The organism is Pseudomonas putida (assembly GCF_022627325.1).
GTDB lineage: Bacteria > Pseudomonadota > Gammaproteobacteria > Pseudomonadales > Pseudomonadaceae > Aquipseudomonas > Aquipseudomonas putida_X.
The window spans coordinates 174067-193015 of record NZ_JAETZZ010000010.1; the positions used below are offsets into that span (position 1 = coordinate 174067).

The following is an 18949-nucleotide window of genomic DNA, read 5'->3' on the forward strand; positions in this document are numbered from 1 at the left end:
TCCCGATAGCGATCGCACACCCACTGGCTGCCGCCTGACGGCGCCTGCTGTGCGGCGACAAACAAAAACAACGGAGACAACGATGGCTCACTCCAGCTCTCAAGCCAAGAAAGCGACCGCCAGCGGATGGATAGGCTCGGCACTCGAGTATTACGACTTTTTCATCTATGCCCAGGCGGCGGCACTGATCTTCCCGCAGATCTTCTTCCCCAACACCGACCCCAAGATGGCGATCATCGCCTCGCTGGCCACCTACGGCGTGGGTTATCTGGCCCGTCCGGTCGGCGCCTTCGTGCTCGGCCACTGGGGTGATACCCGCGGGCGCAAGAACGTACTGCTGCTGTGCATGTTCCTGATGGGCATTTCCACCATGGGCGTGGGCCTGCTGCCTACCTACCACGATATCGGCATGCTCGCCCCGGCCTTGCTGGTGCTGCTGCGCCTGGTCCAAGGCTTTGCGGTGGCCGGTGAAATCTCCGGCGCCAGTTCGATGATCATGGAACACGCGCCATTCGGGCGACGCGGCTACTATGCCAGCTTCACCTTGCAGGGCGTGCAGGCCGGCCAGGTCATGGCGGCGGCCGTGTTCCTGCCACTGGCCTACTTCATGCCCAGCGAGGCGTTCAACGACTGGGGCTGGCGGATCCCGTTCCTGATGAGCGCCATCGTGCTGATCGCAGGCTTCATCATCCGTAAGGAAGTGCACGAAACCCCGGCCTTCGTGAAAGAAGAGAAACAGGCCAAGGTTGCCAAGTCGCCAATCAGCGAGGCCTTCCGCCACAGCTGGAAGCACATGGTGCTGGTGATGTTCATGGCGTTGATGAACGTGATCCCGGTGGTTGCCACCATCTTCGGCGCGGCTTACGCCGTACAGCCGGCCTACGGCATCGGCTTCGACAAGAGCGTGTACCTGTGGATCCCGGTAGTGGGCAACATCGTTGCAGTGCTGGTGATCCCGTTCGTGGGCAACCTTTCCGACAAGATCGGCCGTCGCCCGACCATGATCGCCGGCTGCCTGGGCTCTGGCCTGCTGGCCTTCGTGTACCTGTATGCAATCAGCATCCAGAACGTACCGCTGGCCTTCGCCACCTCGATCCTCATGTGGGGCATGGTTTACCAAGGCTACAACGCGGTGTTCCCAAGCTTCTTCCCTGAGCTGTTCAACACCCGCTACCGCGTGTCGGCCATGGCCATCGCCCAGAACATCGGCACTATGCTGACCGCCATGCTGCCGGCACTGTTCGCACTGGTGGCACCACCGGGTTCGGACAACATCCCGCTGGTCGTTGGCGCCCTGGCGTTCTTCATCACCTGCATATGCGCTCTGGCAGCCTATATCGCACCGGAAACCCACCGCCTGGCGATGGAAGACCTGGGCAACCCGCAGGCCAAGCCGATGGACAAGCAAGCCTACGAGGCCAACCGCAAGAGCGGCCTGCAGACAGCAAGCCACTGACAGATGCACGGGGCCGCTCTGCGGCCCCACGCATTTCAGCCGTTAACCACTGCCTGCAAGCGCTGCCACAACTGCTCGACATGTTCACGCTCAGTGGGCAGCGCCCCCACCGAAACCCGCACCATCCAGCGCCCATTCAAGGTCGCCGGCGTAACATAAGCATCACCGCAGGCATTGAGCCGCTCAGCCCAGGCCTTGGTATGCGCATCCAGCGCTTGCCCCTCCAGCCCCGCAGGCCGGTGCACAATGCACAAGGTCTGCAACTGTACCGGCGCCAACAACGCCCACTCCCCTGCAGCCTCGATCTGCGCAGCCAGCCAGCGGGCATTGTCCATGTCGCGACGCAAGCGCTGCTGCAACGCCTCTACCCCTTCGCTACGCAACATGAACCATAGTTTCAGTGCCCGGAACCGGCGCCCCAGGGGGATGCCCCAGTCGCGCAGGTTCTTCACCTCGCCATCGACCGCTGACTGTAGGTAGCTGGGGTTGGTGCTCATCACCCGAATCAGGTGCTGCGGGTCACGCACGTAGTAGATAGAACAGTCGAACGCCACACCCAGCCATTTGTGCGCGTTGACCACCACGGAGTCGGCCAGCTCGATACCGTCCCACATCCAGCGGCATTCGGGCAGGATCATCGCCGAGCCGGCCATGGCAGAGTCGACGTGCAGCCACACCCCCTGGGCCTGGGCGATCTCGCCAATCTGACGCAAGGGGTCCAGCGCCGTAGTGGTCGTTGTGCCGGTGGTGGCGACCACTGCGCAAGGCTGGTTGCCGTCGGCCAGGTCCTGTTCGATGGCCGCCAACAAGGCCTCGGGGCGCATGGCGAACTGCTCGTCGGTGGCGATCAGGCGGATGTTGGCGCGGCCGAAGCCGGCCAGCAACGCGGCCTTGTCCACCGAACTGTGGGCGTGGGCACTGACGTAGACGATCAGCGGTTTGGCTTCGGCTTGCAGGCCGCCGCGCACCAGGGCGTAATCGGTGGCACGTTCGCGGGCACAGATCAGCGCGACCAGCGTGCTGGTCGACGCGGTGTCCTGAATCACGCCGCTCCACTGCCCCGACAGGCCCAGCAACTGGCGCACCCAGTCCAGGGTGGTTTCCTCCAGCTCGCTCAGCGCCGGGCTCGATTGCCATGACAGGCCCAGTACCCCAAGGCCCGTGCTGAGAAAGTCGCCGAGCACCGAGGACAAGGTGCCATTGGACGGGAAGTAGCCATAGAAATCGGGGTGTTGCCAATGCGAAAGCCCAGGCATCACCAGGGTGTTGACGTCATCGAGGATCGCCTGGAACGGTTCGCCCTGCAGCGGGGCGCCGGCAGGCAAGGCAGCTTTCAGGTAGCCGGGCTCGACCTGGGCCATCACCGGGCGTTCACCGACCGTCTGGCGGTAATCGGCAATCAGGTCGATCAATTGGTGGCCGTATTGACGGAATTGTTCTGGGGTCACGCGCGGTCTCCTGTGGGTTGTCCGCTGTCGGCGATGGGGCGTCACCAACAGCTCAAGGGCCCCAGTCTAGGCGCGTACCGCCACGCGTATAACCCCGCTTCGCGCATACCTGCTATGGCGAACCCGCATGCCCACCCTGCACACCGAACTGTGATTGGCGCCACAGCTCGAACACCCGGTTGCGCAACCAGCGGTGCTCGGCCGACGCCTGCAGGCGCTGGTGCCACACCACCCAGTAGCGTTGGGTATGCTCCACAAACCCCAACGGGCGCCAGGCCAGGCCATGCAGCCGGCAGAGCTGGCGGGCAATGTGCTCGGGCAACGTCGCCAATGCCTGGCTGTTACCCACCACCTGCACGGTGGCCGAAAAGAACGGCACCTCCAGGCTGATGCGCCGCTGCAGACCCTGGGCGCGCAGGTGGCGGTCGATGAAGCTGTCCTTGTCGCCACCGCCACAGATGCGCACGTGCTTGAAGGCCAGGTAGTCGTCCTGGCTCAGCACTTCGCAGGCCGCCAGCGGATGGTCGCGGCGCATCAGGCACACCGCCCGGTCCTCGCCGAGCAGGCGGCCGTGCAGGTTGGCCGGCGACTCGTCGAACAGGGTGGTGGCAAGGTCGATCTCGCCGCTGGCCAGCAACGCGTATTGTCCGGCCTGCCAGGTGCGGTAGTCGATACTGACGCCGGGGGCTTCCTGCTCCAACGCCGCCACCAGCAGCGGCAGCATGTGCTCTGCAACGTAGTCGGACGCGGCCAGGCAGAAGCGCCGCTCGCAACGGGCCGGATCGAACGCGGCGGGCTGGCGCAGGGCCTGGAGTTCTTCCAGCACCTGGCGCAGCGGTTCGACCAGGGCTTGGGCGTATTCGCTGAGCACGTAGCCGCGGCCCTGGCGCACCAGCAATGGGTCGTCGAAGGCTTCACGCAGGTGGGCCAGCTGGCGGCTCAACGCCGACTGGCTGACGCCCAGGCGCTCGGCGGCGTGGCTGAGGTTTTTCAGCTGCAGGAGGCAGTCAAGGGTACGCAGGTGGGCGAGGCTGAGGGAGGCGAAGGTTGGGTTCATACAGGCTTCCCAATGCAGTATCACAGGCCCAATCGCCGGCAAGCCGGCTCCCACAAGGACCTCGCAGGCCCATGGCCCGCAGTGTGCCCGCAAGAACCCAGGGGGTGCGCTGCGCCCGCGGGAACCTGAGGCTTGCACCGTCCCTGTGGGAGCCGGCTTGCCGGCGATTGGGCCGCAAGGCGGCCCCGCTTTTTACTCGGTCAGGCCAACATAGACGTTCTGTACGTCATCGTTCTCGTCGATCGCTTCAAGGAACGCCTCGACTTCAGCCAGCGCCTCGGCACTGAGGCTGGCAGCGCTCACCGGGTTCTTCGGGGTATAGCCGATCTTGGCCGAAGAAACAGTGAAACCATGCTCCGGCAGGGCTTTTTGCACTGCATCCAGGTCAGTGGTGTCGGTGATGAACAGGGTCGAGCCCTCTTCCTCACCTTCTTCAAAGTCCTGGGCACCGGCCTCGATGGCGGCCATTTCCGGGTCGGCATCGCCGTCGGGCATGGCTTCGATCAGGCCCACATGGTTGAAGTCCCACGCCACCGAACCGCTGGCACCGAGTTGGCCCTTGCGGAACAGCACGCGAATCTGCGCGACGGTGCGGTTGACGTTGTCGGTCAGGCACTCGACGATCAGCGGCACCTGGTGCGGCGCAAAACCTTCGTACGTCACCGCCTGGTACTGCACGGCATCACCGTCCAGGCCCGCGCCCTTGCGGATCGCCCGGTCCAGGGTCTCGCGGGTCATGGAAGCCTTCTTGGCTTGCACGATGGCCAGGCGCAGGCGTGGGTTCATGTCGGGATCGGCGCCCGACCTGGCCGCGATCTGGATTTCCTTGGACAGCTTGCCCATGATCTTGCCCTTGGCATTGGCAGCTGTTTCTCTATGCTTGGCTTTCCACTGTGCGCCCATGTCGACTCTCTTGTTTCAGCGGCCGGTTCAGGAAGCGACCGGCCAAAAAGTGGGAGCAGTTTATACGCCCTCGGGCCAGTGTTCGACAAGAAATCTCATGCTTTGTCGGCCTTGCCCGCCGCCGCGGCGAAGCGGGCCAGCCGTACGTCCAGGTGGCGTGGCCGCAGCCCCCGGTCTTCGGCGCGCTCCTTGCGGCGAATAGCATTGCGCACCATCAGCGAGCCCAGGTAGCGGATCGGCTCCGGCGGGAACAGCCCCAACGGGCCCTTGACCAATGGCGAGCGGGTCCACGGATTGTCCAGCCCCAGCGCCAGGGACGAGAGGATCTGCCCGCCCATGTGGCACGGCCCTACCCCGCTGCCAGAATAGCCGAAGCCATAGAACACGTTGCCCTGCCCGTCCAACCGCCCAAAGAACGGCAGCCCGGTCACCGAGCGGTCCGAGGGGCCGTTCCAGCTGGCCGCCAGCGGCACATCGGCCAAGGCAGGGAAGAAATCGGCCAGGCTTTCACGCAGCAGTGGCCGGTACGGCGAGGGTTGATCGAACACCGGCAGCATGCGCCCGCCATAGGCGAAGGTGTTACCACCCTTGCCGAGCATCAGCCGCCCATCAGAGGTGTTGTGGTAGTAATGCACGAAAATCCGTGAGTCCAGCACGCTGATGCCGTTGTTCAGGCCGATCTCGCGCAGCAGCTCGGGGCACGGCTCGGTGATCACCATGTCACTGGAAACGATCGCCACGCTGCGCTCGAACTGCGGGAAGGCTCGCGCCATCCAGGCATTGAGGCCGAGCACGACACGGTCGGCACGCACCGTGCCATGGGCCGTGCGCACCTGCACCGGGGCGCCGTGCTCCAGGCCGGTCATGGCTGTGCCTTCATGGATGCGCACGCCGCGCTGCAACGCCACCCGCCGCAGGCCGCGCACCAACCGGCCTGGCTGCACGGTGGCGGCGGCTGGCGAAAACCAGCCTTCCAGGTGCCGCGCTGAACCGGCCAAGCGCTGCACCTCGTCCAGCGGCAAACGCTCGAATGAATTGATCCCCCTGTGCTCCAGCGCAGCGATCACCGCATCGGTGGCGCCCACCTGGGCCTGGTTGGTGGCGGTGTACAGGGTGCCGTCCAGGCGGTAGTCGCAATCGATGCCATTGGCCGTGCAGAATGCGCCAATGGCACCGATGCTGCGCTCCGACTCGCTTACCAGGCGTACCGCTTCAGCCACCCCGAACAGACGTTCGAGGGTGAAGTACTTGGCCGACCACGACAACGCACACCCCCCATTGCGCCCACTGGCGCCCGCACCGCAGATGTCTGCCTCGATCAGCAGCACGTCCAGCGACGGTACTGCCTCCTTGAGCATCAGCGCGGTCCACAGGCCGGTGTAGCCGCCGCCTACGATGCACACGTCGCAGCGGGCATCGCCTTGCAGCGGCGGGCATACCGCGTCCTGCTCACAATCCAGGGCCTGTTGCAGCCAGAAGGGTCTCATTCGCTCGCTTTCCTTTAGGTACGCAGTGGCTTGATCGCCATGCTGGTGTTGGGAGCCACATCATTGGCCTGGGCTGCACTGGCCGGACGGCTGTTCCAGTGCGGCAGCAGCACCAGGGCCGAGAACAGTGCGCAGCCAGCGAACACGATGAACACCGTGACGCTGTCGAAGTAACCGGGCAGCAGGCCGCCAAGCACCGCGCCCACCGAGCCGCAGCCATTGACGAAACCGGCTGCCGTGGCACCGGCCTTGGCCGTGCCGAAGTCGATGGCCGCCGCGCCGCTGATCATCGAGTCCGGCCCATACAGGGTCAGGCCCATGAAGAACAGCAAACCAACCACCATGACGATGCTCCCGCTGTGCATGGCGGCCATGAACGCCGCCAGGGCCACGGTCAGCAGCACCAGGCTGATCACACAGGCCGGCATGCGCCGTGCGCCGAACAGCTTGTCCGATGCCAGGCCAATGATGATCGGGCCCAGCAGCCCGGCCAGTTCAAAGGCCGTGGGGATGATCGCAGCGCCTACTTTGCCCACCGAGGGCATCTGCTCGAAGACGATCACCGGCCCCCACAGCAGGATCGCGTAGCGCGCCGGTTTCAGAAGAAAGTACGCCAGGCCCAGGGTCAACACCGTGCGGTTGTGCAGGATCTCGCGCAGCGGCGCCCAGACACTGCACAGGCCACCGGCCGGCGCCATGCTCTGCGGCTCCGGCTCGACCGCCGGCAAGCCTACATCTTCGGGTTTGTTGCGCTGCAGGAAGAAGAACAGCACCGCCACCGCAGCAACCACCGCGGCACTGGAGAAGAATGCCGCATGCCAGGTGCCGATCAGGGTGTAGGCCCACCAGCCGGCGAACGGCGAGGCGACCAGGCCGCCAAAGGCATAGCAGGAGCTCCACAACCCCAGTACCCGGCCGCGCTGCACGGCGGGGAAGAAGCTGCCGATGTTCTTGCACAGCCCGGCCCAGCCCGTGGACTGCGCCAGGCCCTGGATCAGCATGCAGGTGGCGAAGATCGGGAAGGTAGCGTAGCTGCCCATCACCACGGCTGCCGCCGCCGAAATCAACAGGCCCCCAAGTACCACCACGCGCGGGCCGAAACGGTCGGCCAGCATGCCCCAGGTGAACTGGCCCACCGCATAGGCGGCCAGGTAGATGGCGTCGAGGTTGGCCATCGATGCCTTGTCGAGCATGAATGTCGGGTCTTCACCAATGCCTAGCTTGGCCACCGAGAAGGCCTTGCGGGTGAAGTAGAAGGCGGCGTAGGCCAGCCAGGTGATGGCGAAAATCTGGATGCGCCAACGTTTCAACGCGGCTAGAGAGTGATTCATGTGCGTCTGACCTCTTGCTCAAGTGTGCCGGCAGAATGTGAATAAACGCCTGTCTTGTTTTTGTGTTGCGCACTGCATGACGTGGCTCGTCATCTGGTCAGATGGCGCGGGGGTGCGCGCCATGTCCCGCAGCTGCTCGTGGCAGCGCCGGGATTGATGAATATGGAAACAGCTGGTGACTGATAAATAAAATCGATTTATCGTATTTCACACATAAGCTCAGCTTGTTACTGGAGTCGACATGTCGGTGTCCCACGCTCAACTCAAGGCTTTCCATGCGGTGGCCGTGCACGGCAGCTTCACCCGGGCGGCAGAAAAGCTGTTTCTGACCCAGCCGGCCGTCTCCGACCAGGTGCGCAAGCTCGAAGAGCGCTTCGGGGTGTTGCTGTTCCACCGCAACAAACGCTCGGTGCAGTTGACCGACCTGGGCGAGCGCCTGCTGGGCATCAGCAAGCGCCTGTTCGCCTGTGAGGCCGAAGCCCACGAACTGCTGCAAGACTCCCGCGCCCTGCACACCGGCAGCCTGGTGCTGGCGGTGGATGCGCCGGTGCACGTGCTGCCCCAGATCGCCCGCTTTTGTCAGCGCTACCCGGGCATCCAGGTCAAGGTCGAGACCGGCAACACCGATGAATCCCTGGCCCGGCTGTTCAGCTACCAGGCCGACCTGGCACTGTTGGGGCGCGATGTCGACGATGAGCGCCTGCACTGCGTGCCGCTGCGCCGCGACCCGATGGTGGCCTTCGTCTCGCACAACCACCCCTGGGCCAGCCGTGGCTCGATCAGCCTGGCAGACCTGGACGACACGCCGCTGGTACTACGCGAGCCTGGCTCGGTGACCAGGCAGACGCTTGAGGAAGAAATGCAGCGCGCTGGCTTGCGAATTCGCCCCGCCATTCAGGTCGAAGGCCGCGAGGCCGCGCGCGAGGCGGTGGTGGTGGGGATTGGCGTGGGGGTGGTGTCGGCCGCCGAGTTCGGCGCCGATGCGCGGGTGTGTGCACTGCCCATTGTCGATTGCCAGCGGCACCTCACCGAGACACTGGTGTGCTTGAGCGAGCAGCGTACCCGGCGGGTGGTGGCCACGTTCCTGCAGGTGGTACAGGAAAGCTTGTAGCGGCCTTGCGGGCGATTGGGCCGGTAAATCCAATGCAAGACTCGAGAGAAAGCCCCGCAAAAGCCATCCTGGCTAGAAAACGCCCAGCACCTCCAGTCTTGAGTGCCGTGTTCAATAGGCCAGTGAAGCCTTCATAACTATGCTGGGTATACATCCCTGTCAAACTGCATACCCCATGCTCTACCGTCTAGCCGCCGACACCCTGGTGCTGCTGCACCTGGCCTTCATCCTGCTGGTACTGTCAGGCGGCCTGCTGGTGCTCAAGTGGCGCCCCGCCCTGTTCATCCACCTGCCCGCCCTGGCCTGGGGCCTGGCGGTCGAGGGCCTGCACCTGGAATGCCCGCTGACCGACTGGGAAAACCGCATGCGCTTCGCCGCAGGCGGTGCCGGCTACCACGGCGGCTTCGTCGAGCACTACATCTGGCCGCTGATCTACCCTGCCGGGTTGACCCCGCAGATCCAATGGCTGCTGGGCGGCGTCGTGCTGGTGGTCAACCTCGTGATCTATGGCTGTGTGATCCGGCGCTGGCGCCGCTCACCTACCGGGTAGCGATGACGAACAGCCGCGGGAACGGCAGCAGCACCTTGCCGTCGGTGGCCGCCGGGTAGTCGTGCTGCATGGCCTGCAGGTACATCTGCAGAAAGTCCGCCTGCTCTTTCTCGTCCAGCCTGGCCAGATAAGGCCGCAGGGCCGACCCCTTGAACCACTCCACCACCGCCTCGGCGCCACCGGTCAACGGGTGATGGTAGGTCGTGCGCCATACGTCCACCCGCGTACACAGCGGGCTGAGCAGGTCGTAGTAGAACGCCGCGTTATGCCGGGGCGGCAAACTCAGGTCGGCGAATTTTTCGGCCCAAGGGCCACGACCGGCAATCTCGCGCAACTGGCGGTGGGCCGGCTCGTCAAGGTTGTCCGGGGTTTGCACAGCCAGGCTTGCACCCTCACTGAGCTGGCGCACCAGGTGCGGGTAGAGCGAACCGTGGTCAGGCAGCCATTGCAGTGAAGCGTTGGCCAGGATCAGATCCTGCGGTTCGGGGGCGGCCCACTGGGCGATATCGGCGATTTCGCAACGCACCCTGGGGATGCGCAAGCGCTGGCGTGCACGGGCCTTGTCGATCATGTCCGGGTCACTGTCCAGGGCCGTCACCTGGGCGTCGGGATGGCGCTGCAACAGTATTTCGGTGGAATTGCCAGGGCCGCACCCCAGGTCGGTGGCATGGCGCACCGGGCGTGGCGGCACCGCGGCAAGCAGGTCGCGCACCGCACGGGTGCGTTCGTCTTCGAACAGGGAATACTGGGTGGCGGACCAAGCCATGAGGGGCTCCTTTTGGCGGGCAATGTGCTCAGCATAAGCCATCTGTCGCCTGTACGGGCCCTGTCGAGGGAACTGTTCGCGGATCCTGGAAGTCAGTCCTCATATGCGTATGCCGATGAAACCCTTCCTGGCCCTGGCCCTTCTGGCCCTGATGGCTGCCGCCGCCCTGCTCGGCTCACCCTGGATGAACGGGCGCTTTCACATGCCGGATGAGAAAACCCCCGCCCATCAACGCGAAACGGCCGGGTCCACGAGGGAGCCGGCCGCTTCGGGCAAGCGCTAGCGCTTAGTGCTTACGGGCGCTGCGCATCTGGTGCACCACACCCATGGCCACAACGACGGCCGCGGCAATGCCGGTGGAGATCACCAGGATCTGGTAGTCAGGCATGAAAGCCATGGTCACCAGCGCGGCGACGATGAAGGCGATCACCAGGTAGGTCAGCCACGGGAACAGCCACATCTTCAAACGGACTTCCTTGCCCTCGGCGATCAGCTTGCGGCGCATGCGCAGCTGCGAGAAGGCAATGACCAGGTACACCAGCAAAGCGATCATGCCGGTGGTGTTCATCAGCGTATCGAGCACGTCTTTCGGGCGCAGGGTCTCGCTGAAGTTGATCAGCGCGCACACCACGGCCACGGCGCACGAACCGATGATCGCGTTCACCGGTACGCCGGTACCGGGGCGGGTCGACTTGAAGAACGACGGCGCATCGCCACGCTGCGCCAGCGAGAACAGCATGCGTGAAGCGGTGTAGTGGCCCGAGATCAGGCAGCTGCTCACCGAGGTCAGCACCACAAAGTTCATCAACAGCTCGGCATACGGCACACCCAGCAGTTCCAGGGTGCGGCGATACGCGCCATAACCGGAAACGCCCAGGTGCGGGTCGTTCCACGGCACGAGGCAGACGATCAGGAAGATCGAACCGACGTAGAACAGGCATACCCGCCACACCACAGAGTTGGTGGCCTTGACGATCTGAGTGGCCGGGTCCTTGGCTTCGGAGGCGGCGATGGTGACGATTTCGGCACCGAGGAAGGCGAACATCACGCCAAGCAACGCACCGATCACCGTGGTGATGCCATTGGGCATGAAGCCTTCGGCGGTCAGGTGAGTGATGCCGCGCACTTCACCGAATTGCCAGATGTTCATCACCGCTGCGGTACACACGATCAGGAAGCAGACGATCGCGATCACCTTGATCAACGCGAACCAGAACTCGAACTCACCGTAGTGTTTGACGTTGAAGAAATTGACGGTGATCAGCACCAGGGTCGTGGCCAGCACGAACACGTTGACGCTCACATCAGGGAAGAAACCATGCAGGATCTTGCCCGCCACATAAGCTTCCCAAGCCATGAGGATGACCCAGTACCACCAGTACAGCCAGCCGATGGTGAAACCGGCCCAACGGCCGATGGCGCGGTCGGCGTAGGTGGAAAACGAACCGGTGTCGGGCGACGAAGTCGCCATTTCACCCAGCATGCGCATGATCAGTACCACCAGGATGCCGCCTGCCAGGTAGGCCAGGACAGCCGCCGGGCCGGCGCTGTGGATCACGCTGCCGGAGCCGACGAACAAGGCGCCGCCGATAACCCCGGCGATCGACATCATCGTCAGGTGGCGCGACTTGAGCGAGGCACTGAGTTTGCTCTCATGCCCGCTGTTCGCGGTGGTGGTTGTGGATGTTGCGTCCATCAGTTGTGTACCCCGTGCTTCTTTTTATCCAAGGAAAACTGTAAGGCCGCGATGGTCATCGGCCTCACCTGTACATCAGTGCTAATGCGGGCAGGAGGTGTGCGGTTACACACGCAGGCCTTCCATGGCGGCCTGCTGACGCGCCCCAGGGTTTGCCCCTTGGGCGAACTGAACATGCTTTATGTGGCGATATCTGACACCTAATGTAAAAATGTCCGGCACATAGAGCCATGCACAGTGGCATGAAAGTCGCACTGCACTGTACAGGTCGCCGATGCAATACACCCTCCAGGCGCCTGCCGTTACGCACCCTCAAGGCCCCCGAATGCTTGAATTACACCCAGACTCCTCGACGCCGTTGGTCAACCAGATCATCGACGGGCTGCGTGAGCTGATCGACAACCAGACCCTCAAGCCAGGTGCCAAGGTCCCGTCGATCCGCGCGTTTGCCGCGACCTACTCGGTGAGCACCTTCACTGTGGTCGAGGCGTACGACCGCCTGGTTGCCCAGGGGCTGCTGGTGAGCAAGGGCAATGCCGGGTTCTTCGTCAACCGCGCGGCGGCGGAACTGCTGGAGAACCACGGCGCCGAGGCCGATGCCAGTCGGCCCTCGTTCAACTCCGAGTGGTACCTGCAGCAGATCTTCGAGACCCGCCAGTTGCCATTCAAGCCGGGCTGCGGCTGGCTGCCCAACGACTGGATGTACGAAGAAGGCCTGCGCCGCGGCCTGCGCCAGGTTGCCGGCAGCCCGCTGGAGCTGTCCGGCTATGGCGACCCGATGGGCCTGCCGGAACTACGCGCGCTGACCGCGCAGAACCTGCAGCAGGAACTGTCGATCGTCGCCAACCCGGCGCAGCTGATGCTCACCCACGGTGCCAGCCAGGCCCTGGACCTTGCCGTGCGCACGCTGGTGCGCCCGGGCGACGTGGTGCTGGTGGACGATCCCGGCTACCCCAACCTGATGAGCATCCTGCGCACCCAGGGCGCCACCCTGATCGGAGTGCCACGCACCCCCAACGGCTACGACCTCAACCACCTCGAACAGCTGTTGGCGCACCATCGCCCGACGGCTTTCTTCACCCAGCCACACCTGCACAGCCCGACCTGCTCGCGCACCCCGCTGCCGCAGTTGCACCGCTTGCTGCAACTGGCCAGCCAGCATGGTTTTCGCCTGGTGGAAAACAACCTGTACGCCGACATGGTCGCCGAGCCACAGCCGTGCCTGGCAAGCCTCGACCACCTGCAACAGGTGGTGTACGTGGGCAGCTACTCCAAGAGCATTTCGCCCAACGTGCGGGTCGGCTACCTGTTGGCCAACCCGGACCTGGCGCAGAAGCTGCTGCACCTGAAGATGCGCTCGGGCCTGACCACCTCGCAGGTGATGGAGCGCGTGGTGTATGCCGCGATCATCGACGGCCGCTGGCGCAAGCACCTCAAGCGCCTGCGCCAGCGCCTGGCCGAGGCCCACCAGGAAGTTGGCCGGCACCTGCACCGGCTGGGTTTCGAGCTGTTCATCGAGTCGGATGAAGGCATGTACATATGGACCCGTCACCCGGCGCTTCCCGACAGCGCTGCACTGCTCGATGATGCGCTGGAGAAAGGCATCATGCTCGGGCCCGGGCAGTTGTTCATGGTCGATGCCAAGCCGACCGGGTGGATGCGGTTCAATGTGGCGTTCAGTACCGACCCTGCGATGTGGGAGTTGTTGGAGAAGGTGCTGGTCAAGCACGTGCGCCGGGCGGGCATCTAGGGCTTACGGAGGGTGCTGCGGGCCTGCTGGCCGCGGCATTTTCAGCGTCTGCACCCCAAGCGCCGCGCGCGGCGCTCTATCCGATGGGTGCTATGAGCACGCAACCTCTATGCCGTAACCCCCGGCCCCGCTAACCACGGCACTGGCCATGCCACTGATCCTGCTGAACTTGGATCCGATCCAATGAACGGGTATGCTCGCGGCAATAGCCAATTGCCATCATTCAGGCACGCACCACGCCTGAACTTCAAGGACGAGCCCTTTGCCCAGCAACTCTACCCGCCATACGATCGCCCGCCAGTGGCAACTGCTCAAATTGCTGCCCGACCGCCATCCGGGCATGAGCTCCACCCAGTTGCAGGCCGCATTGGCCAAGGTCGGCTTCAAGACCAGCAAACGGACAGTGGAAAGAGACCTCAACGAGCTTGCTTCGCTGTTCCATTTGCGCTGCAACAACAAAGGTATGCCCTACGGCTGGTACTGGCAGCCAGGCCGCAGCCCGGGTGCGGCTCAACTGCTGCAGCCGGATGCGCTCTGCCCTGCCCGGCAGATCGAACTGCGCGCCTGGGTGGATGATGCCCTCGCACGGCGCCTGGAAGATGAGCCCTTGTCAGCTGACATGCGCCTGGCCCCGCACGGCGACGGCGGCGCGACACTGGATGCCACCGTCGACGATAGCCGCGCGTGATGGGCTGGCTGCTGTCCCAGGCGGGTTCGATACGTGTACAAGCGCCAGAGGCATTGCGCACAGCCGTGATCGAGCAGTTGCGCCAAAGCCTGGCCTTGCACGACACCGGCCACTAGGCGCCAGCTGGCACCCTCAGGAAGGCAATACGGGCTTGCGCGGCCGCGCCAGGCAGGCGTAGCCCAGGCCCAACACGCTGAGCACCAGCACACCAAGCAGCACCATCAACTCCCGGCTGTAGCGCGCCACCAGCGCCGGAAAACCGATGAACTCTCGGTACACCTGCACATCCGCCACACCCTCGGCATGGGTGATGCTGATACCACCCTGGCGGATCTGCGAGTAGTCGGCATCGAAGTAGACCCACACCTTGCACGCCCTGCCACGTTCGATCACAGGGATCTCGATCATGGCCGTGGGGGCCTCGTAGAGGGTGTCGTTGCCTGAGCCGTCGCGCACTTGCACCAGGCCCTTGGCCGGCAGCCGCACCTTCACCTCGCGCACCTCGGTGTCACCTGTGTTGCGCAGCTCGATGAGCAAGCCGGTACGGTGATCCACCAGGCCGGCCTCGAACGGTTTGGCGAACAGTTGCGCGTAGGGCGCTTGGGCAAGGTCGATCAGCCTGTCGACCTGATCCTGGCTCAACGCCCCCTGGCCGATGCTGGTGATGCGTGGCTGCAACCGCTCGTACTTGAGCTGGTCGTTGGTCTTGCTGATACGCTCGCTGAACTGGCTTGGGTAAGTGAGGTAGGCGTAGGTCAGGGAAGCTTCAAGGCGGTCGTTGCTCTTGAGCGCCACATAGGCCACCAGCCAGACCATCAGGCCAAGCAACAGGGCTACGAGAAGTTTCCCGATTTTGTCCCAACTCAAGGGTAAATTTCCTTCTGTCACGGCATCGACGGTTCAGAGGCCACAAAGGGTGCCAAGTTCAACACCGCCAGGCAAGCACTCAGTGGCCCCTTAACCCTTCAGGCAAAGCGTTCGACCTGCGCCTGGGTGCGGCGCATCAGCACCTTGCCCTGCCGGATCGACACCAGCGCATGGCCCTGGCTGCGCACCATCTCGTAGTCGTCCGGCGCCGACAGCAGCAACACGTTCGCCGGTCGCCCCACCTCGATGCCGTAGCGCTCGCCAAGGTTGAGCGTGCGCGCGCTGTTGTCGGTGATCAGGTCCAGGCAACGTTGCAAGTCTTCGTACCCCAGCATGTGACAGATGTGCAGCCCGGCCTCGAGGATGCGCAGGATGTTGCCATTGCCCAACGGGTACCAGGGGTCGACGATGGAATCCTGGCCGAAGCACACATTCATCCCTGCGCGGTCGATTTCGGCGACACGCGTCAGCCCGCGGCGTTTCGGGTAGCTGTCGAAGCGCCCTTGCAGGTGGATGCTTTCGGTCGGGCACGAAACAAAGTTGATGCCCGACATTTTCAACAGGCGGAACAGTTTGGAGCAGTAGGCATTGTCATACGAGCCCATGGCCGTGGTGTGGCTCGCGGTAACCCGTGCCCCCATCCCGCGTACCCGCGCCTCTTCGGCCAGCACTTCGAGGAAGCGCGACTGCGGGTCGTCGGTTTCGTCGCAATGCACGTCCACCAGGCAGTCCGTGCGCTCGGCCAGGTCCATGAGGAACTTGATCGACGACACGCCCTGGTCGCGGGTGTTCTCGAAATGTGGAATGCCACCGACTACATCGGCGCCCATCGCCACCGCCTCGGTCATCAGCGCCCGCCCGTTGGCGTACGACTCGATGCCCTCCTGCGGAAACGCGACGATCTGCAGGTCGATCAGCTCGCGCACCTCTTCACGCACCTCGACCATCGCCTTGAGCGCGGTGAGCTTGGGATCGGTCACATCCACATGGGTCCGCACATGCTGTATGCCATGGTCCACCAGCATGCCGATGGTCTTCTTGGCGCGGGCCTTGATGTCATCGTGGGTGGTGATTGCCTTGCGCTCGGCCCAGCGCTCGATACCTTCGAACAGCGTGCCACTCATGTTCCAGTTCGGCTCGCCAGCGGTGAGGGTGGCATCGAGGTGAATGTGCGGCTCGACGAAAGGCGGCACCACCAGGTTCTGCTGGGCGTCCAGGTCATCGGGGCCGGCGGCCATGACGACATTGGCCTGGGGCACGATGGCGGCGATACGCTCGCCGTCCAGCTCGATGCGCACCAGGCCGGCCTTGCCGCGCAGACGTGCGTTGATGATGTTCATGGAGTTACTCCTTGCCTTGGGCTTCGGTCATGCGCCATATCAGCATAGCGACCGCAGCGTTCATACGGAAAAGCGGGTCGTCCAGCGACTGCCCGCTCAGTTGTTCGATGCGTTGCATTCTTTGATTGATGGTGTTGCGGTGCAAACCCAGGCGCTGACCAGCCTTGAGGCCATTGCCGTTTTCCTTGAGCAGCGCATCGAGGGTGTGCAGCAGTGCATTGGGTTGTTTACGGCCGGGGGCGCGCAGCGGGCCGAGCGTCTGGGCGACGAAGTCATCGAGCAGCGAACGGTCGCCAATGCCCTGCAACAGGCGCAATACACCCAGCTCGCTGAAGTCGCACAGGCCGGTGGCTGGGCGCAGGTTTTGCGCCACCTCCAGGGCCTGGCGCGCCTGGTTGAGGGCCTGGCGGTAATGGCCGCAGTCCTCGGCGGGGCTCGACAGCCCCATGAACAGCCCCATCTCGCCTGCCTGCGCGGCCAGTTGCCGGTGCAGGGCAGCCAGGGCTGCACGCAAGTCCGGGGTATCGGGCAGCAGCAACACGAACAGGTCACCGGCCAGTTGCGCGGTGACCGCGCCGGCCCGGGCCCGGCACCAGGCTTCAAGCTGGTCTTCCAGGGTTTGGCGGGTGTCCTGCCACAGGCGTTCGCCTTTGGCCAGGCCATGCCGTTCGAACAGTCCATCGACCGCAGACAAGCGCAACGCTACCAGACGCCGTGGCCCCTCCAGGTCGAGCTGCAAATGCGCGGCCCGCTGCCGGGCGATCGCCAGGCTCGGATAATCACCGCTCAGCAGTTGCCCGAGGATGTCGTCGCGCGAGCGACGCACCTGGGCCATCTGTACCAGCGCGGTACCGATCAGGTGGGTGACCACCACCATCTTCAGGGCGTAGGGCTGTTCGATCAGTGGCAGCCCCAACTGCTCGGCGCGCTCGATTACCGCGGCCGGAATGCACCTGATGAAGGTGCCTCCCGTGAGGATCACCAGGCCGGCGATACCCACCGCATCGCCGTCTTCGACCAGGCTCAACAGGTTGCCCTCGCCGCGTGGATGGTTGATGCCGGTGACGAACACCAGTTCGCCGCCCATCACCCATTCGGCGATGCCCTCGTTCTCCGCCACATAGGGCCAGCGCACCCGCCGCTGCAAATTGCGTGCGCCCGCCCGCACGCTCATCTCGTGCAGGCCGGGCAGGTGCAGGATCTCTTCCAGGGCCAGGCTCACGGCTCGACCCGCGCTTGGCCCAGGGCCCGGCGTCGGCCGCCCAGCTCAAGCAGCACGATGTAGCACAGCGCCGAGGCTCCGATGCCCACCAGTGGCGCCACCCAGGGCGAGGCACAGGCCGCCACCGCACCGACGCCATAGGCGCACAGCCCCAGCAGGTTGTAACGCGGCAGGCTGACCGTGGCCAGGGCCGGATACTTGCCACGGTGGCGGTACCAGAAGTCGGCCATGATCACACCACCCACCGGCGGGATGATCGAGCCCAGCAGTACCAGGAAGGGAATCAGCAACTCGTACATGCCACCGATCGCCAGCACGATGCCCACCCCTGCCGCTACCAGCGTGGCCGTGCGCCGGCGTTCGCTGCGCACCAGGTGGCAAGCTGCGGCGGCAACGTTGTAGAGGGTCGGCCCCTGGATGGTCCACAGGTTGAGGCAGAGCATTACCACCGCTGCGAACGACAGCCCTTGCAGCATCATCACTTCGACGATGTCGGCCTGCTGATAGACCATCGCGCACCAGGCGCCGGCCACGACCATGAGCCCATTGCCGAGCAAAAATGCCACCACACTGGCCGTCACCGCCACCCGCCCACTGCGCGACAGGCGCGTCCAGTTGGTGGCCTGGGTGGCGCCGCTGGCAAAGGTGCCGAAGACCATGGTCACCGCCGCCGAGAAGGTCATGGTTTCATGCGGCACCAATGCCGCCAGTTGCTGCAGGCCACCCACGTCGCGGGTGGCGATTGCCATGGAGATGATCAGCAGGGCGAACATCAGCGGCACCGATACCCGCGACAACAGGTCCAGCCCCTTGAAGCCGACCATTGCCGTGATGCTGAAGCCCAACCCGAACAGCACCATCAACGGCACGGTGAACCCCTCGGCCAGCCCAAGCAGCTTGACCAGCACGATCGCCACAGTGGCCGTACCCCACGCATACCAGCCCAGTTCGGCGAAACCGAGCAGGAAGTCCGACAGCCGGCTGCCGGCCTCGCCGAAACAGAAGCGCCCCATCAATACAGTGTTCAGCCCGCTGCGCGAAGCGATGAACGCCAGCGCGGCGGCGTAAAGGGCCAGCAGGGTGTTGCCGAGGGTGGCGATCCAGAGCATGTCGACGAAGCCGAAGGCCATGCCCAGCTTGCCCCCGGCGAACATCGTGCCGGTGAAGAAGGTGAAACTGAACAGGACCATGGCGATTGGCAACAGGCCCTTGCGGGCGTGCTGCGGCGCCTCGCAAAGCGGGAATTCTGACGGGGAACTCATTGTCGGGTGCTCCGG

16 protein-coding genes and 1 pseudogene are annotated in these 18949 nt (G+C 64.3%); 6 read left to right on the plus strand and 11 right to left on the minus strand.

What is annotated here, in order from left to right; all coding sequences use genetic code 11:
• Positions 1–82: 82 nt before the first annotated feature.
• Positions 83–1456, plus strand: coding sequence for an MFS transporter (locus tag JNA92_RS17150; protein ID WP_241805854.1), 1374 nt, complete (start codon positions 83–85; stop codon positions 1454–1456).
• A 35-nt stretch (positions 1457–1491) separates the two neighbouring features.
• On the opposite strand, the gene JNA92_RS17155 is transcribed toward JNA92_RS17150, so the two are convergent.
• The 5 genes from JNA92_RS17155 to JNA92_RS17175 all read right to left on the minus strand — a co-directional run bounded on the left by JNA92_RS17155 (position 1492) and on the right by JNA92_RS17175 (position 7682).
• On the minus strand, positions 1492–2904 hold the full coding sequence (locus tag JNA92_RS17155) for a DOPA decarboxylase (protein WP_241805855.1): 1413 nt from the start codon (positions 2902–2904) through the stop codon (positions 1492–1494).
• Between the two features lie 112 nt (positions 2905–3016).
• Positions 3017–3961, minus strand: coding sequence for a LysR family transcriptional regulator (locus JNA92_RS17160; RefSeq protein ID WP_241805856.1), 945 nt, complete (start codon positions 3959–3961; stop codon positions 3017–3019).
• A gap of 192 nt (positions 3962–4153) precedes the next feature.
• A complete protein-coding gene (locus JNA92_RS17165) occupies positions 4154–4864 on the minus strand; it encodes a YebC/PmpR family DNA-binding transcriptional regulator (protein ID WP_039603624.1) in 711 nt (236 codons plus the stop codon).
• A 95-nt stretch (positions 4865–4959) separates the two neighbouring features.
• Positions 4960–6351, minus strand: a complete 1392-nt coding sequence (locus JNA92_RS17170) for an FAD-dependent oxidoreductase (protein ID WP_241805857.1) — start codon at positions 6349–6351, stop codon at positions 4960–4962.
• A 14-nt stretch (positions 6352–6365) separates the two neighbouring features.
• Positions 6366–7682, minus strand: coding sequence for an MFS transporter (locus JNA92_RS17175; RefSeq protein WP_241805858.1), 1317 nt, complete (start codon positions 7680–7682; stop codon positions 6366–6368).
• Positions 7683–7923: 241 nt separating this feature from the next.
• Between JNA92_RS17175 and JNA92_RS17180 the strand changes: the two genes are divergently transcribed.
• On the plus strand, positions 7924–8793 hold the full coding sequence (locus JNA92_RS17180; protein ID WP_241805859.1) for a LysR substrate-binding domain-containing protein: 870 nt from the start codon (positions 7924–7926) through the stop codon (positions 8791–8793).
• 175 nt (positions 8794–8968) lie between these two features.
• Positions 8969–9343, plus strand: coding sequence for a DUF2784 domain-containing protein (locus JNA92_RS17185; RefSeq protein WP_241805860.1), 375 nt, complete (start codon positions 8969–8971; stop codon positions 9341–9343).
• On the opposite strand, the gene tam is transcribed toward JNA92_RS17185, so the two are convergent.
• Positions 9333–10109, minus strand: coding sequence for a trans-aconitate 2-methyltransferase (gene tam / locus JNA92_RS17190; RefSeq protein ID WP_241805861.1), 777 nt, complete (start codon positions 10107–10109; stop codon positions 9333–9335). The genes JNA92_RS17185 and tam overlap by 11 nt on opposite strands.
• Before the next feature lie 103 nt (positions 10110–10212).
• Here tam and JNA92_RS17195 point away from each other — a divergent pair, with 103 nt between their 5' ends.
• Entirely contained in the window at positions 10213–10392 is a 180-nt protein-coding gene (locus tag JNA92_RS17195) for a hypothetical protein (protein ID WP_241805862.1), read from the plus strand.
• A 3-nt stretch (positions 10393–10395) separates the two neighbouring features.
• Here the strand turns inward: JNA92_RS17195 and JNA92_RS17200 are convergent, their stop codons facing one another.
• Positions 10396–11805 carry an amino acid permease gene (locus JNA92_RS17200; RefSeq protein WP_241805863.1) on the minus strand — a complete coding sequence of 470 codons (1410 nt, stop codon included), beginning with the start codon at positions 11803–11805 and terminating at the stop codon, positions 10396–10398.
• A gap of 325 nt (positions 11806–12130) precedes the next feature.
• Between JNA92_RS17200 and JNA92_RS17205 the strand changes: the two genes are divergently transcribed.
• Both JNA92_RS17205 and JNA92_RS17210 read left to right on the plus strand, forming a co-directional pair.
• Positions 12131–13555, plus strand: a complete 1425-nt coding sequence (locus JNA92_RS17205; protein ID WP_241805864.1) for a PLP-dependent aminotransferase family protein — start codon at positions 12131–12133, stop codon at positions 13553–13555.
• A 262-nt stretch (positions 13556–13817) separates the two neighbouring features.
• Positions 13818–14359: pseudogene (locus JNA92_RS17210) on the plus strand (WYL domain-containing protein).
• A gap of 16 nt (positions 14360–14375) precedes the next feature.
• On the opposite strand, the gene JNA92_RS17215 reads toward JNA92_RS17210, so the two are convergent.
• The 4 genes from JNA92_RS17215 to codB form a co-directional block, all read right to left on the minus strand.
• Positions 14376–15110 carry a hypothetical protein gene (locus JNA92_RS17215; RefSeq protein WP_241805865.1) on the minus strand — a complete coding sequence of 245 codons (735 nt, stop codon included), beginning with the start codon at positions 15108–15110 and terminating at the stop codon, positions 14376–14378.
• A gap of 98 nt (positions 15111–15208) precedes the next feature.
• Positions 15209–16450 (minus strand): cytosine deaminase, encoded by a 1242-nt coding sequence (codA, locus tag JNA92_RS17220; RefSeq protein ID WP_241805866.1) that lies wholly within the window; start codon positions 16448–16450, stop codon positions 15209–15211.
• Between the two features lie 4 nt (positions 16451–16454).
• A complete protein-coding gene (locus JNA92_RS17225; RefSeq protein WP_241805867.1) occupies positions 16455–17672 on the minus strand; it encodes a PucR family transcriptional regulator in 1218 nt (405 codons plus the stop codon).
• Positions 17669–18934, minus strand: coding sequence for a cytosine permease (codB, locus tag JNA92_RS17230; protein WP_241805868.1), 1266 nt, complete (start codon positions 18932–18934; stop codon positions 17669–17671). Before codB ends, JNA92_RS17225 begins: the two co-directional genes overlap by 4 nt.
• Positions 18935–18949: the final 15 nt, after the last annotated feature.